The organism is Oceanobacillus iheyensis HTE831 (assembly GCF_000011245.1).
Classification (GTDB): Bacteria; Bacillota; Bacilli; order Bacillales; family Amphibacillaceae; genus Oceanobacillus; species Oceanobacillus iheyensis.
The window spans coordinates 3,193,146-3,207,306 of the sequence record NC_004193.1 but is presented as its reverse complement, the minus strand read 5'-3'; the positions used below and the strand labels follow the sequence as shown (position 1 = coordinate 3,207,306).

Genomic DNA, 14,161 nt, shown 5'->3' with positions numbered 1-14,161 from the left:
TCGACGGATAGGGGATTATTCTTTAGAAGTATCAAAAAAATTATTTAATTGAAGGTAAAAGATGGGAAGCAGCTTGTAATGCCCGATGATCATTCAGGATATCTCCTGGCTTACTTGCTTTTCCAATAACGTATCCACTAAAATCCATTTGATAAAATTGACAAATATATTGAAATTGTTGTACTAAAGGTAAACCTTTAATATGTGGGTTATCCCCACCAACAATAATTGCATATACGTTCTTTTTAGATAAAGCTTCTCTGAAATGTGAGTAGTTTGGGTGTCTTAATATTTGTGACCAACGATCAATAAAAGTTTTCATTGGAGTTGACATGCTATACCAATAGATAGGCGTAGCAAAAACAATCGTATCGTGTTGCAATAATTGATCTATGAGTAATTGATGATCATCTTCTACTTTATCAAAGCCTTCTTCATCATGGCGCTGATCAACAATTGGCTCGATTTGGTACTCTCGTAAATATATATGTGTACCTACTTCCTTCGGGATAGCACGATAGGTTAATAATTCTGTATTTCCATGCTCCCTAGTTGAACCGTGAAAAACAATTACACTCATGTATATCCTCCTCATTAAGGGAAAAGTTTTTTGGTATAAATCGAGTGAATACATTGCTGCATTAGAGTAATATCTTTGTCCAGTTTTGAGCACCTCATAACTAAGATAGCATAGTACAATTCTTTTTGAAAGAAGTGTAGGGGATGCGATACATTTGTTCCTGACTCGTTGTAATATGAAAAAGTCTTAGTTAGCAAGGTTTGCTCTAATTTTTCTTATAGGGAGTATATGTATCGATTCCACATAAAATGAAAGAAAGGTGAATGGAAATGATATTTCGTATATAAATATTAAGGTTTGGATTATATAGAATTCTTGGATTTGATTGGAATGGAAGACGGCGACTCCTGCAGGTATAGCACGAGTTGAAAATCCACTAGGAAAAGCGAATCTCTTTTCCTAGTTCGTTGAAGCTGTGCCTGCGGTAAGCGCCGTCTGCAATGGAAATCAAACAACATAACAATCGGGTTCTAAACCAAATACCTTAATTACGAAATTGATTCACAAACATTATTACGCTCGTATCCATTTCCAAATTTCTTTAGGCGTTGCATTCTTACCATACATAAGGATACCAACTTGAAAGATCTTACCTGCTAGCTTCATAAAGATAACAATGCTCACAATTAAAATGGCTAATGAAATGATAATTTCTATCCATGGCCATTCTTCTAAAAAGGTAAGCCGTAATAGCAGTACCCCAGGAGAAGTAAAAGGTATATACGTACTTACGGTTGCAACAATTCCGTTAGGGTCGCTGATGACTGGACCGGCTAAAATAAATGGTAAGAATGGAAGCATCATTACCATGCCTTGGAAATTTCCAGCAGTAGTTACATCAGCCATTGTTGCACCAATCCCTACAAAGATAGCGGCAAACATTAAATAGCTTAATAGAGCAATAAATACTAATAAGATGGTTTCTGGAACGAATATATATTCCAGTATGGGAATATCAAGTTGCCATACAGCAACTGGAAGAATAATCCCAATAAATACGATAACCTGAATTAATCCAAGTATAAAATAACCGATAATTTTTCCCTGCATTAGTTCCGACGGTGTTAATGAAGAAAGAATGATTTCTGCAATTTTATCCTTCTTTTCTTGCGAAGCACTTTGGAAAATTGCCATACCAGTAAAAACGATGGAAAGCATAATTACTCCCGCGAAAATACCTGGTACCATTTGCTGCAATGTATCTGTCATTGCTGCTGATTCTTCATTTGCATCAATTGTTGTCTCATCTATAAATACTACTGGTTGTAATAACTGCTCAGCTTGCTGATCAGAGAGTCCAGAATCAGAAGCTCGTATCGCTTGAAGAGGAGCACTTAAAGATTGAACTTGACCAATAAATGCAGGATCAACATCTTCACTTAAATGCATAGGGACAAAACCTGACTGTAATGCTTCTTCAAAGATAAACAGATATGCAGTATTATCCTCTTCTACTTCATCTAACTCTGCTTGACTGACATCAGTTGATTCTATTTGCCAATCAAACCCTTGCTGATCTACAATATTTTCAAACTCTGAAAATACTTCCATCTGATCATTTACATACACTGTCATTTGTTCTGATTCATTTGAATCTGAAAATAGGCTGCCGATGAAATAAAAGAAAAGAAGTAGAAGGGGCGAGATAAATAGTCCAATGACAAATGTTTTATTTTTTAGGTTACGTTTTAATTCCCATTTGGCAACTTTCCAAGCATTACGCATAAATCTCATCCTCTCCTTTCTTCATTAGATGCTGGTCGGTCGCAATATCAATAAATATCTCATGAAGTGATATGCGATTAAGCTTAAGTTCTGATATATGTAAATCCTCAGGGAGCTGTTGTAACCAAAGTGGTGGATTCACATCAGATTCAAGATGGAGGACAATGGTATCTCCATTTTGTTCAATTCGGTCAACGTTAGGAATCGTTTGCATTTGTTCCATGCTATTTTTTCCTGAAATGGTACATTTGTAGTTAGCATACTGTTTTTTTACGTCATCTAATGTACCGTAAATTACTTTTTGTCCATTTTGAATCATAAATAATCGATCACACATTTCTTCTACTAAATTCATTTGATGAGAGGAAAGTAAAATTGCTGTTCCATTAGCAGCTAGTTGCGAGATTTCATCTTTAAAAATGTCCTGACTGACTGGATCTAATCCTGAAAAAGGCTCATCTAAAATTAGTAGATCAGGTTCATGGATAATGGAACCAATGAATTGTACTTTCTGTCCCATCCCCTTGGACAGTTCTTCTACAGAGACATTTTCTTTACCTTCTAGATCAAATTTTTTTAAGTAATAAAGTACTCGTTCTTTTGCTTGTTGAATTGGATAATCTTTTAAATCCGCTAAATATAATAGGATATCCATTACCTTTACATTTTTGTACAATCCTCTTTCTTCAGGTAAATATCCGATTTTATTTTTGGGGATACCTTTCCCATTATAATTAAATTGAATAGTCCCACTATCAGGGTACATAATCCCCATGATATTACGGATAGTGGTGGATTTTCCTGCACCATTAGGGCCTAGAATAGCCATGATTTCACCACGGTGAACTTCAAATGATATTCCTTTTAAAGCTTGTTTATCCTTAAAAGATTTTTTTAAGTTTTGAACATGTAATAAAGGCTCCACTCAAAAACCTCCTTGAATTTAATATATTGGCCGATAGTTTAAATACGTCTTTCTTGTGTGAAAGGTTTCAATTTAATTTTTAATTGTTCAAAAAGTATTCACTACTTTGTTTCTATAATGTGAAAACATTCACAGAACATCGTTTCCGTGTTACAAAAATGCTATTATAAAAGTGTAAAAAGGATATCCTAATAAATTTATTTGTGAAATTTTGAACAAAGTGTTGAGAAATTAATTAAAAGGGAGAGAAAAGGCAATGATGAATTTTATTAGAAATCATAAGGTAGCTGCTGGTCTATGGACAATAATTCGAGTGTATATTGGTTATGTTTGGTTAACAAGTGGTTTAGGTAAAATAATGGGAGGAGAGTTTGATGCAAGTGGTTTCTTACAAGGAGCTATTGCTCAAACTGGTGGAGAACATCCAACAGTTCAAGCTTGGTGGGGCGCCTTTTTAGAAGCTGTTGCTCTTCCGAACGCAGAGTTATTTACTGTTTTAGTAATGTGGGGAGAAGTACTGGTAGGGATAGCATTAATTCTTGGTTTATTCACAAACTTCGCTGCTTTAATGGGTATCACTATGAACTTCGCGTTCTTATTTAGTGGAACAGTCAGCACAAATGCACAGATGGTATTACTGACAATCTTTATCATTGTGGCTGGAGCTAATGCTGGTAAATACGGTGTGGATCGTTGGGTAATGCCGTATATGAAACACACATGGAAAAATAGAAAGCAGAAACAAAATAAGACAACACTAGCTGCTTGAAAAAGTTCTAGTTAGAAGACGGATGAAAGTTAGAATAAGCATATGAAATATACGATACTCCTTGAAATTCAAAAAACGATGCTCTGCTTGCAATGCAGTCGAGGTCTTCCTTGCCCTGTGGAAGGTATAGAAGACCTCGATGCATGAGAAAGCGGAGTATACATATAAATCGGGTTTCATATGCCAATTATTCGGATTTTTACAAATTACATATTATACCAAATTTCGCGTTTAAATCTAAGCTAAGTTGTGAATTATAGAAATAGGAAATCATTATATATTCATTTCTTCAGTGAAAGGAGTAAACATAGTGAAAAAACAATGGGTATATTTATTGTCGTTTATGGTAATTGCGCTGTTCCTGATGGCTTGCGGTGATGATCAATCAGATGAAGAAAATCAGGATAAAGGTGAAGAAGCGGTAGAATCGAATGCAACTGCGGAAGAGGAAGTTTTAGTGTCGCTAGAAAATAATGAAGGACAAGTAGTTGGAACAGCTACTTTAACAGAAGGTGAAGAAGGGGTTCAGATTTCATTAGAAGGTGAAAATCTTCCAGCAGGAGAACATGGTTTTCATATTCATGAAGCAGGTAAATGTGAATTGCCAAATTTTGAATCAGCAGGATCACATTATAATCCGACAAATGCTAAGCACGGGTTCAATCATCCAGAAGGACCTCATGCAGGTGATTTAGAGAACATTACCGTAGAGGAAGATGGAACAGTTCAGACAGAGGTAGATGCACCAATGGTGACTCTACAGGCTGATACAGAGAATACGTTGTATACTGAACAAGGAACCTCATTAATAATTCATTCAGGTCCAGATGATTATAAGTCTCAGCCATCTGGTGATGCAGGAGATCGTATTGCATGTGGTGTCATAGGAGAGTAATATATAGCCTTTAAGATTTCATAATTTTAAAGAGACTAGGATAATGAGTGAACATTCCTAGTCTCTTTTCTTATGGTCTAGGAAATTATAAAACTTTGGGGCTGTGGATAAACAACTAAGTTATTTAGCCACGTCCAGCGCAAGCGCCCATCACCTATTGTCCTTCCGGAAACCTCCTTACGATAAAGAAGACTGCCGAATGTTCTTTGTGAGGCATAGTCGCACTTATACCATGGTGAAAAGAAGACTGCCGAATGTTCTTTGTGAGGCATAGTCGCACTTATACCATGGTGAAAAGAAGACTGCCGAATGTTCTTTGTGAGGCATAGTCGCACTTATACCATGGTGAAAAGAAGACTGCCGAGTGTTCTTTATGAGGCATAGTCGCACTTATGCCATGGTGAAAAGAAGACTGCCGAGTGTTCTTTATGAGGCATAGTCGCACTTATGCCATGGCGAAAAGAAGACTGCCGAATGTTCTTTGTGAGGCATAGTCGCACTTATACCATGGTGAAAAGAAGACTGCCGAATGTTCTTTGTGAGGCATAGTCGCACTTATACCATGGTGAAAAGAAGACTGCCGAGTGTTCTTTATGAGGCATAGTCGCACTTATGCCATGGTGAAAAGAAGACTGCCGAATGTTCTTTATGAGGCATAGTCGCACTTATGCCAATGGTGAAAGTCAACATCGATTCGCATACGCTTATCGTGTTTCCTTTATCTCAAAGAAATAAAGAAGTTCGACCAGTCGAACCACCCCTTGAAAAACAGGGGCGCAGGACATACGGTGATAAACGGGCGCTTGCGCTTTTGTTCTTATAAAGGTAAATGATTCCTTTCTCATTTCTTTGTTGGTTTTTTCATAGCGACCACTCTTCTTTGAGCTTTGTTCTATCATAAATAAGTTGTTAATGCTTGTGTTGATGTTCCTTCAACCATCTGAGCAAAATAGTCCACTTGTTTCTTCGTTCTTTGTAGTATCTCATCATCGGCAATAGGGATATCGCGATGTTTGTTGATTTGTTCATCTAAAAAGTATAACCCTTTGAGATTATGTGCTTTTAGGGTTGCAAGAACCGGTTTTAACGTGTACTCAACTGCTAATAAATGTGCAGGGCTGCCTCCGGTCATAATTGGTAATACTGGTGTGTGCTTTAGTACATCTTGAGGCAGGATATCAATTAATGCTTTCAATACACCTGAATACGCTCCTTTATAAACAGGAGAACCAACAATGACACCGTCAGCCATTTGAATTTTTTGAGTGATGTTCTTAATGGCTGTACTACGGAAATTTCCTGTGAATAAATCCTCATAGGGTACATCTTTAACAGAAATATGGGTCACATAGAATTTCTGTTCACTTAATTGATTCCCTAAATAATGTAGTACTTTTTCAGATCTAGATAGTTCGGAGGGGCTGCCGGACAATGTCACAATGTTGTTCATTTTACCAATCTCCTTTAAAAATAAAATTAATATAAGAAAATCCGCGATGCCCTTAATAAATAAGAGCGTCGCGGATTTTTTTTAATCTGGACTCTTATCTTTCAAGACATACATCTTGCTGGAGGTAGCACCTTTCTAATGGAGATAGAGGTTGCTGAAGCGTCAACAGGCCAGGTCCCTTAGCTTCTCTCGATAAGAAGTATTAATTTTTTATATATTCTAATATATCAATTCATATAAGTCAACTCTGTTTTGTAAGAAAAAATTAATTGACAATTCTATCAACTTGTATTATTATCGTGGCAACAAACTAAATAATGAAATATCTTATCCTGAGAGGTGGAGGGAAATGGCCCAAAGAAGCCTCGGCAACAGGTTCTAGCTTGAATACTGTGCCAAATCCATCAAGTATTCTATGCTTGGTAGATAAGAGAAGTCGGCGACAGAGCTCTTTTCTTATCTTTATGAAAAGGGTTTTTTAATTACTAACGATAGATAATGGGGGATGAAAATGAAGTATGGTTTCTGGTTGCCGATTTTTGGAGGGTGGTTGCGTAATGTAGAAGATGAACAGATGCCTCCTACTTTTGAATATGCAAAACAGGTAATTCAGCACGCGGAAGAATGGGGATATGATACGACTTTAATTGCTGAGTTATATTTAAATGATATTAAAGGGATAGAAGCAAATTCTTTAGAAGCTTTGACAACAGCGGCTGGGTTAGCTGCTGTAACAGACAAAATCGAAATTATGACAGCGGTTAGGCCGATATATCATAATCCAGCAGTACTAGCGAAAATGGCAGCTAATATCGATCAATTAAGCGGAGGTAGGTTCACGCTAAATGTAGTTTCTGGATGGTGGTCAGAAGAAGCAAAACAATATGGTGGGGACTTTACTGAGCATGATGAGCGGTATGATAGAACGGTCGAATTCCTAGAGGTCTTAAAAGGGCTATGGACGGAAGAGACATTCTCTTACCACGGTAAGTTTTATCAAGTGGAGAATGCGAAATTAGCGCCAAAACCAATCCAACAACCGAATCCAATTTTATATGCTGGTGGAGAAAGTGAAAAAGGAAAGAGAGTAATTTCTACTCTATGTGATGCATATGTGATGCATGGTGGCACTGTACCAGAAATTCAAGATAAAATTGCTAATATGAAAAATCGGAGAAATAGTCTTAATAAAGCAGCTTTGCAATCATTTAGTATGGCTGCGTATGTGATATGCAGAGATTCGGAGGAAGAAGCATTTCAAGAGTTGGAGAGAATTACATCAATAAAAGATGATAAGGGATATGCAGGAATGAAAGACTTTACTTCAAAATCCCAACTAGAACAACAAGTGCAAATAAAAGATTACTCTGTATCGAATAGAGGACTACGTCCGAATCTTGTAGGCACACCTGAACAAATTGCCGAAAGAATAATAGAATATGAAAAAGTAGGGTTGGATCAGCTCTTATTACAATGCTCGCCTCAATTGGAAGAGCTAGAACGATTTGCTAAGCAAGTGATGCCTAGAGTGGAAGAATTAAGAAAGAAGACATCTACGTTAAACTAAAAGGAGACCTGATGATGAGTAAAATTTATGTTTTACATGAAAATATGGAATGGACGGACCACCTTATAAAACGATTGGATGAATTGGAACTTCCTTATGAAGATTGGTTACTTCAAGAAGGGCATATAGATCTACTAAGTGAACCGCCAGAGGGTATATTTTATAATCGTATGAGCGCATCCTCACATACAAGAGGTAATCGTTATGCCCCTGAATTTACAAATGCGGTGTTAGCTTGGTTAGAGTTTCATGGTAGAACGGTGATTAATGGTAGTCGTGCTCTACAGTTGGAAGTAAGTAAGGTTCAACAATACTTGGAACTAGAAAGATTTGGTGTGAAAACGCCTAAAACAGCTGCAGCAGTTGGGAAAGCAAATATCTTAAAAGCGGCAGAACAGTTTGAAGGAACAAGTTTTATTACCAAACATAATCGAGCAGGAAAAGGCTTAGGTGTACAGTTATTTCGTTCAACACAAGCTCTCCAATCTTATGTGAATAGTAGTGAATTTGAAGAACCAATTGATGGTGTAACATTATTGCAAGAGTATATTGTATCTCCAGAGGCTTATATCACTCGTTGTGAGTTCGTTGGTGGGAAATTTGTTTATGCCGTTCGAGTAGATACTTCAGAAGGATTTGAGCTATGTCCTGCAGATGCTTGCTCGGTGGAAGATTTATTTTGTCCAGCTGAAGGAGAAGTTGAAAAACCAGCTAAATTCCAAGTGCGGGAAGGATTTAGTCACCCAATAATAGAACAATATGAAACAGTTTTAGCGGCTAATGATATTCAAATCGCTGGAATTGAGTTTATCGAAGATGCAGATGGGAATATTTATACGTATGATATAAATACAAACACGAATTATAATTCAGAAGCAGAAGATAACCATGGCTCGTATGGAATGTTAGAAGTCGCGAAATTCTTAGAAAGAGAATTAGAACAGCTTACAGTTAAAAAGTAAATTCTTTGGAGTCAATTTCATAATTGCCAAGTTTTATTAAAAAACGTAAGAAATTGTATTCTTCTTTTTCAAGTTAGCTGACGCCGTACCTGCTAAAAAGCGTTCGTCTGCAATGGAAATCGAAATGGATTCAGTGAGATAACGAGTAATGATTTAGATCTGGGAACAAGACTAAATCATTACTCGTTTTATTTTGATACTAATATTTCATAAAGCGAAATATTAGTTAATCTAAAATTAGGAGAGTCGATTGATTTAAATAATCAAAAAATTCTTGTATAATAACACCGTAACTTAACTAAACATAGAAGGAAGTTTTTTTATGGTGCAGGAAGGAAATACTAAAGCTAGTTTAGGCAAAGAGAAAATTTGGTCGAGGGACTTTCTGTTTATATGGGTGGCGAATTTTTTTATTTTCCTAGGATTTCAAATGACATTACCAACTATACCATTATTTGTTAAAGAATTAGGCGGTAGTGATCAAATGGTTGGAATTATCGTTGGTATATTTACATTTTCAGCATTACTTATTCGCCCGTATGCAGGGCATGCTTTAGAATCAAAGGGAAGAGGATTTGTTTATTTATTAGGCTTAGGGATTTTTGTTATATCCGTAGGAGCGTATGCATTTACAGCAAGTCTTGTTCTACTTGTCATTATCCGTATCGTCCAAGGAATCGGTTGGGGATTCTCCACAACTGCTGGAGGGACTGTTGCAACTGATCTGATTCCTCCTAAGCGTCGAGGGGAAGGAATGGGTTATTTTGGTTTATCAGGTAATATCGCTTTAGCATTCGGTCCATCGTTAGGATTAACACTAGTGGGGATTATTTCATATAGTCAGCTGTTTTTATTATGTGCAGTATTTGGTTTATTTGCATTATTATTCGCATTGAAAATTCACTATAGGAAAGTAAATGTATCACCACATAAAACACAGCCAGCTCGATTTGATGTATTTGAAAAATCAGCTATACAACCGGCTGTTCTCTTATTTTTTATTACTTTTGCTTTTGGAGGGATAGCAACATTTTTACCACTTCATGCAATGGAAAGAGGCGTTGAAGGCATCCAGTTGTATTTCTTGATTTTTGCTATTTTTATAATGATATCTCGTACATTTTCTGGTCAAATCTATGATCGCAAAGGACATAAATATATATTCTTGCCTGCAGCCGTATTAATTTTTGTATCCATGTTATTGTTAGCTTGGCTACCTAGTACAGCCATTCTATTAACAGCAGCTGGATGTTTTGGGTTAGGGTTCGGAGCAATTCAACCAGCTCTACAAGCATGGGCTGTTAATAAAGCGCCTAGTGATCGAAAGGGGATGGCTAATGCAACATTTTTTTCTTCATTTGACTTAGGAGTAGGTATCGGTGCAATCTTATTTGGACAAATAGCTTCCTGGTTTAATTATGCTTCCATTTACTTAACTGCAGCAGGATCCATTGTAATTTCAATCTTAATTTATATATTCGTAGTGCTTAAATCGAAAAAGAAACTAGTGTAAATCGTATAAAAATGGGTATTTTTACTATATAATAGAAGAAATCGGTCAAAAAAGGTGGGTTAATGAGCTTTGAAAAGTATTAAAGATATTGATATTCAAAAACTATTTCCTTCTGCATTTTATAAGCGGGGATTAACCTATTATAAAAATGACCAAGTGAAAGACGTTGTTTTTGATCGTAACCATAACGTTTGGACTGCGACAGTACAAGGTTCGGAGGATTATTTTGTTGAAATAGGGTTAACGGATATGGAGAAAGGTTCCATTGATACTTTTTGTGATTGCCCTGCTTTTGAAACATTTGGCTCTTGTAAACATATTGTAGCATCTTTAATTGCGATATCAACTTTAGAAAATAATGGAGATGCATCCATCAGACAACCAAATTTTTATCGTTCAAGCAGGTTTATAGAAGCAATGAGTAATATTTTAACCCCATTAGATGCTGTAGAGGAAGAGAATTATTCCAGTTCAGAAATGTCGGTGGAGTATATTGGGAGCTGGACCTATGATCGACGGTTACAGTTAGAAATAAAGACGGGTGAACAACATCGTTATGTTGTACGAAATGTAGCATCTTTTTTAGATGCGGTGCAGGATCAAGAACCATTTTCATTTACGAAGAAGTTTACTTACGAACCGTCCATTCACTCTTTTTTAGAAGCGGATATGGAGATTCTACGTATATTGCATGATTTATGTAAAAACGAAGAACTGTATGATAGTTATACATTTGGAGGGAGAAGTACAGATAGAAGGTATGTAACTATTCCACCTTATGTAGTGAAAGATTTACTATTTAAGCTTGTCGATCGTAATTTTTATATTGTTGATAATGTAACACAGTATAAGGATATTCAATTGCAAGAGAATGAATTACCTTTTCAGTTTTATATTACAAAACAAGATGAGCATGTTGTTTTGTCTATGTCTGAGTTGAAAGAGACTATCTTCTTTCCCTTATATAATATATTGTTTCAGCAAGGAGTATTCTATTTTCCAACCTATGAACAAATTCCAGTCTTACAACAAATGGAAAAGTTTCGATTTGAAGATATGAACTTTGATGTACCAAAAGAACAAACAGATACATTCCTATCTGAAGTAATACCTTCATTGCAACGCATAGGTGATATTGATATGGATGATCATTTATCGGAAGAACTGATAAAAGCCCCATTACAAGCAAAATGTTATTTAGAGTTAAGAGATGGTTTGATAATTGGAAAGTTAGAATATCAGTATGGTTCCCATCGTATTGATCCATTCCAAGGGAAGAAAGATCATCAGGTCATGATTATTCGAGACGTACCACAAGAAAAATTAATCATGAAATATATTGAAGATGCAAATTTTAGATATAACGGAAAAGAATTGTATATGGATGCGGAAGAAGAAGATTTATATCATTTTCTTTATCATGTGTTACCGTATTTAGATAATTATGTTGAGCTATTCTTATCTTCTGAATTCAGAGGATTGTTTATTGAAAATGAGCCAGAACCATATACGAGTGTTCGGATGGAAGGACAATCGAATTTATTAGAAATTGGTTTTAATATTGATGGGATAAATGATAATGAAGTAAATAAGATTCTACAAGCTGTAATTGAACGGAAGCGTTTCTTTCGACTGCAATCAGGTCAGATGATGAATCTGGAGACGGAAGAATTTAGTTCGATGCAGCGCTTGTTTGATGATATGAGGATTTCAAAAGAGGAACTATTAGATGGCAAGGTTCAAATGCCAGCATATCGTGGGTCGCAGTTAGATGATTTAATTGAAACAAAAAAGCATTATGATCCACATTTCCGAGATTTATTAAGTCATCTTCATTCACCAGAAGAGCAGGTATATGAAATTCCTGAAAATGTTCAAGCTAACCTACGTAGTTATCAAAAAGTAGGATATCAGTGGTTTAAGTCTTTGAGTCAGTATCATTTAGGTGGCATATTGGCAGATGATATGGGATTAGGTAAAACATTGCAGAGTATTACGTATCTGGTATCTGAATCAAATGGGGAAACAATTGGACCACATTTGATTGTTGTTCCATCATCTGTGGTTTATAACTGGAAAAATGAACTGGAGAAATTTGCTCCTCACCTACAGGTAGCGGTGTTGACAGGAAATCCTATAGAACGCCATCAAGTTATGTCAGAGTCAACGAATAAAGACATTTGGATAACATCCTATGCAACGTTACGGCAGGATATTGAATTTTATCAGGAAATAACATTCCAAACGTTATTACTGGATGAGGCGCAGTATATAAAAAACTATCAAACAAAAACTTCTCGTGCTATCCGACAAATTAAAGCAACAAGACGGTTTGCATTAAGTGGTACACCTATTGAGAATTCAATAGAAGAGCTGTGGTCCATATTTCAAGTGGTTCTACCAGGATTGATGCCTGATCAACGATCGTTTAAACAGCTAGAACCTAAAAAAATTGCTGCAATAACTCGACCTTTTATCTTACGAAGATTAAAGCAAGATGTTTTAAAAGAGTTGCCTGAGAAAATTGAATCTGTGCACGTATCTGAATTGACGAGGGAGCAAAAAGATCTTTACGTTGGCTACTTACGACAGGTTCAGCAGGAAGCAGTCCAGTCATTTAAAGAAAATGGATTCCAACAAAACAGAATGAAAATTCTTGCTGGGCTAACGCGTCTAAGGCAAATATGTTGTCATCCTTCCATGTTTATTGAAAACTATGAAGGAGCATCCGGGAAGCTGGAACAACTGATGGAAACAATTAAGACGGCATTAGATAATGGTAAGCGAATGTTGATTTTCTCTCAATTTACAAGTATGCATGAAATTATCCAGGAGCGGCTGAAAAAAGAAGGGTATGGATATTTTTATCTCCACGGTCAGACTTCTTCTAAGGAAAGAGTCGAAATGAGTGAACGATTTAATCATGGAGAGAATGATATTTTTCTTATTTCACTTAAAGCCGGTGGAACAGGTTTAAACCTCACTGGTGCAGATACGGTTATTTTATTTGATTTATGGTGGAATCCAGCTGTAGAAGACCAAGCAACTGGTAGAGCTCATCGTTTTGGACAAAAAAAGGTTGTACAAGTAATTCGTTTAGTAACAGAAGGAACAATAGAAGAAAAAATATATGATTTACAGCAAAGGAAAAGAGAGCTGATAGATCAGGTTATCCAACCTGGAGAAACAATGCTTTCATCATTAAATGAAGATGATATAAAAGAATTGTTAAGTTTATAAGGTTTTCTACCAGAATTCTGGTAGAAAACCTTATTTGTTTAGAAGAGGATTTGGACCTTATATTATCGTAGACAGATCCTTTGAGTGAAAAGAGCAATTATCCATCATAGGCTAGGCCGCTGCACTTTTGCGCAGTGTTTGTTTTTTTGATGAAGGGGAATAGTAGTAGCAAACGATAAAGGAGAGGGAAGTAAATGGAAATGAAAACCTTAAGAGCATATTTTCAAAGTGAAAATGATGCTATATCTGCACAATCTTCTTTAGCCTCCGTTCGAAGTCAACAACTATTTATTGATGAGATTCCACCAGGATTTGAAAAAGAAATATTTATTCCAGTAATACCGTATGGACGCCATTGGGGCTTGCTTCAAGATGTTGCTATACAGGAAGATGGTAACAAGGATGATGTAAAAAATGAACAACCAATGACTCATTTATTGGAAGTGCTAATAGCTGAAGATGATATCGAAAAAGCAGCAATAATTATATCGAACCACAATGGTTACTAAATGAGCAATTAGAATTGATTTTATTA

General features: G+C 36.1%; 12 protein-coding genes and 2 riboswitches. Of the genes, 7 read left to right on the top strand and 5 right to left on the bottom strand.

Translation table 11 applies throughout. The annotated features are described in order from the left end of the window. Nucleotides 1-40 precede the first annotated feature (40 nt). The 3 genes from OB_RS15725 to OB_RS15715 form a co-directional block, all read right to left on the bottom strand. Nucleotides 41-580 carry a flavodoxin family protein gene (locus OB_RS15725; RefSeq protein ID WP_011067481.1) on the bottom strand — a complete coding sequence of 180 codons (540 nt, stop codon included), beginning with the start codon at nucleotides 578-580 and terminating at the stop codon, nucleotides 41-43. A gap of 513 nt (nucleotides 581-1,093) precedes the next feature. Then, entirely contained in the window at nucleotides 1,094-2,305 is a 1,212-nt protein-coding gene (locus OB_RS15720; RefSeq protein WP_011067480.1) for an ABC transporter permease, read from the bottom strand. Further along, entirely contained in the window at nucleotides 2,298-3,230 is a 933-nt protein-coding gene (locus OB_RS15715) for an ABC transporter ATP-binding protein (RefSeq protein ID WP_011067479.1), read from the bottom strand. The genes OB_RS15720 and OB_RS15715 overlap by 8 nt, the downstream gene beginning before the upstream one ends. Nucleotides 3,231-3,486: 256 nt before the next feature. Between OB_RS15715 and OB_RS15710 the strand changes: the two genes are divergently transcribed. Next, nucleotides 3,487-3,999, top strand: a complete 513-nt coding sequence (locus OB_RS15710; RefSeq protein WP_041544337.1) for a DoxX family protein — start codon at nucleotides 3,487-3,489, stop codon at nucleotides 3,997-3,999. Between the two features lie 310 nt (nucleotides 4,000-4,309). Further along, entirely contained in the window at nucleotides 4,310-4,894 is a 585-nt protein-coding gene (locus OB_RS15705) for a superoxide dismutase family protein (RefSeq protein WP_011067477.1), read from the top strand. 704 nt (nucleotides 4,895-5,598) lie between these two features. Here OB_RS15705 and OB_RS18440 read toward each other — a convergent pair. Both OB_RS18440 and ssuE read right to left on the bottom strand, forming a co-directional pair. Further along, nucleotides 5,599-5,793 (bottom strand): hypothetical protein, encoded by a 195-nt coding sequence (locus OB_RS18440; protein WP_160162360.1) that lies wholly within the window; start codon nucleotides 5,791-5,793, stop codon nucleotides 5,599-5,601. Then, nucleotides 5,790-6,344, bottom strand: a complete 555-nt coding sequence (gene ssuE, locus OB_RS15700) for an NADPH-dependent FMN reductase (RefSeq protein WP_011067476.1) — start codon at nucleotides 6,342-6,344, stop codon at nucleotides 5,790-5,792. Before ssuE ends, OB_RS18440 begins: the two co-directional genes overlap by 4 nt. Before the next feature lie 91 nt (nucleotides 6,345-6,435). After that, a riboswitch (SAM riboswitch) is annotated at nucleotides 6,436-6,543 on the bottom strand. A gap of 125 nt (nucleotides 6,544-6,668) precedes the next feature. Further along, nucleotides 6,669-6,777: riboswitch (SAM riboswitch) on the top strand. Between the two features lie 78 nt (nucleotides 6,778-6,855). Between ssuE and OB_RS15695 the strand changes: the two genes are divergently transcribed. From OB_RS15695 to OB_RS15675, 5 genes are all read left to right on the top strand, one after another. Next, on the top strand, nucleotides 6,856-7,911 hold the full coding sequence (locus OB_RS15695) for an LLM class flavin-dependent oxidoreductase (RefSeq protein WP_011067475.1): 1,056 nt from the start codon (nucleotides 6,856-6,858) through the stop codon (nucleotides 7,909-7,911). A gap of 14 nt (nucleotides 7,912-7,925) precedes the next feature. After that, nucleotides 7,926-8,873 (top strand): ATP-grasp domain-containing protein, encoded by a 948-nt coding sequence (locus tag OB_RS15690; protein ID WP_011067474.1) that lies wholly within the window; start codon nucleotides 7,926-7,928, stop codon nucleotides 8,871-8,873. A gap of 322 nt (nucleotides 8,874-9,195) precedes the next feature. After that, nucleotides 9,196-10,386, top strand: coding sequence for an MFS transporter (locus OB_RS15685; RefSeq protein ID WP_011067473.1), 1,191 nt, complete (start codon nucleotides 9,196-9,198; stop codon nucleotides 10,384-10,386). Nucleotides 10,387-10,455: 69 nt separating this feature from the next. Further along, the gene (locus OB_RS15680) at nucleotides 10,456-13,626 is read left to right on the top strand and encodes a DEAD/DEAH box helicase (RefSeq protein ID WP_011067472.1); all 3,171 of its coding nucleotides are present in this window, start codon (nucleotides 10,456-10,458) and stop codon (nucleotides 13,624-13,626) included. A gap of 194 nt (nucleotides 13,627-13,820) precedes the next feature. Then, the gene (locus OB_RS15675) at nucleotides 13,821-14,135 is read left to right on the top strand and encodes a hypothetical protein (RefSeq protein WP_011067471.1); all 315 of its coding nucleotides are present in this window, start codon (nucleotides 13,821-13,823) and stop codon (nucleotides 14,133-14,135) included. Nucleotides 14,136-14,161: the final 26 nt, after the last annotated feature.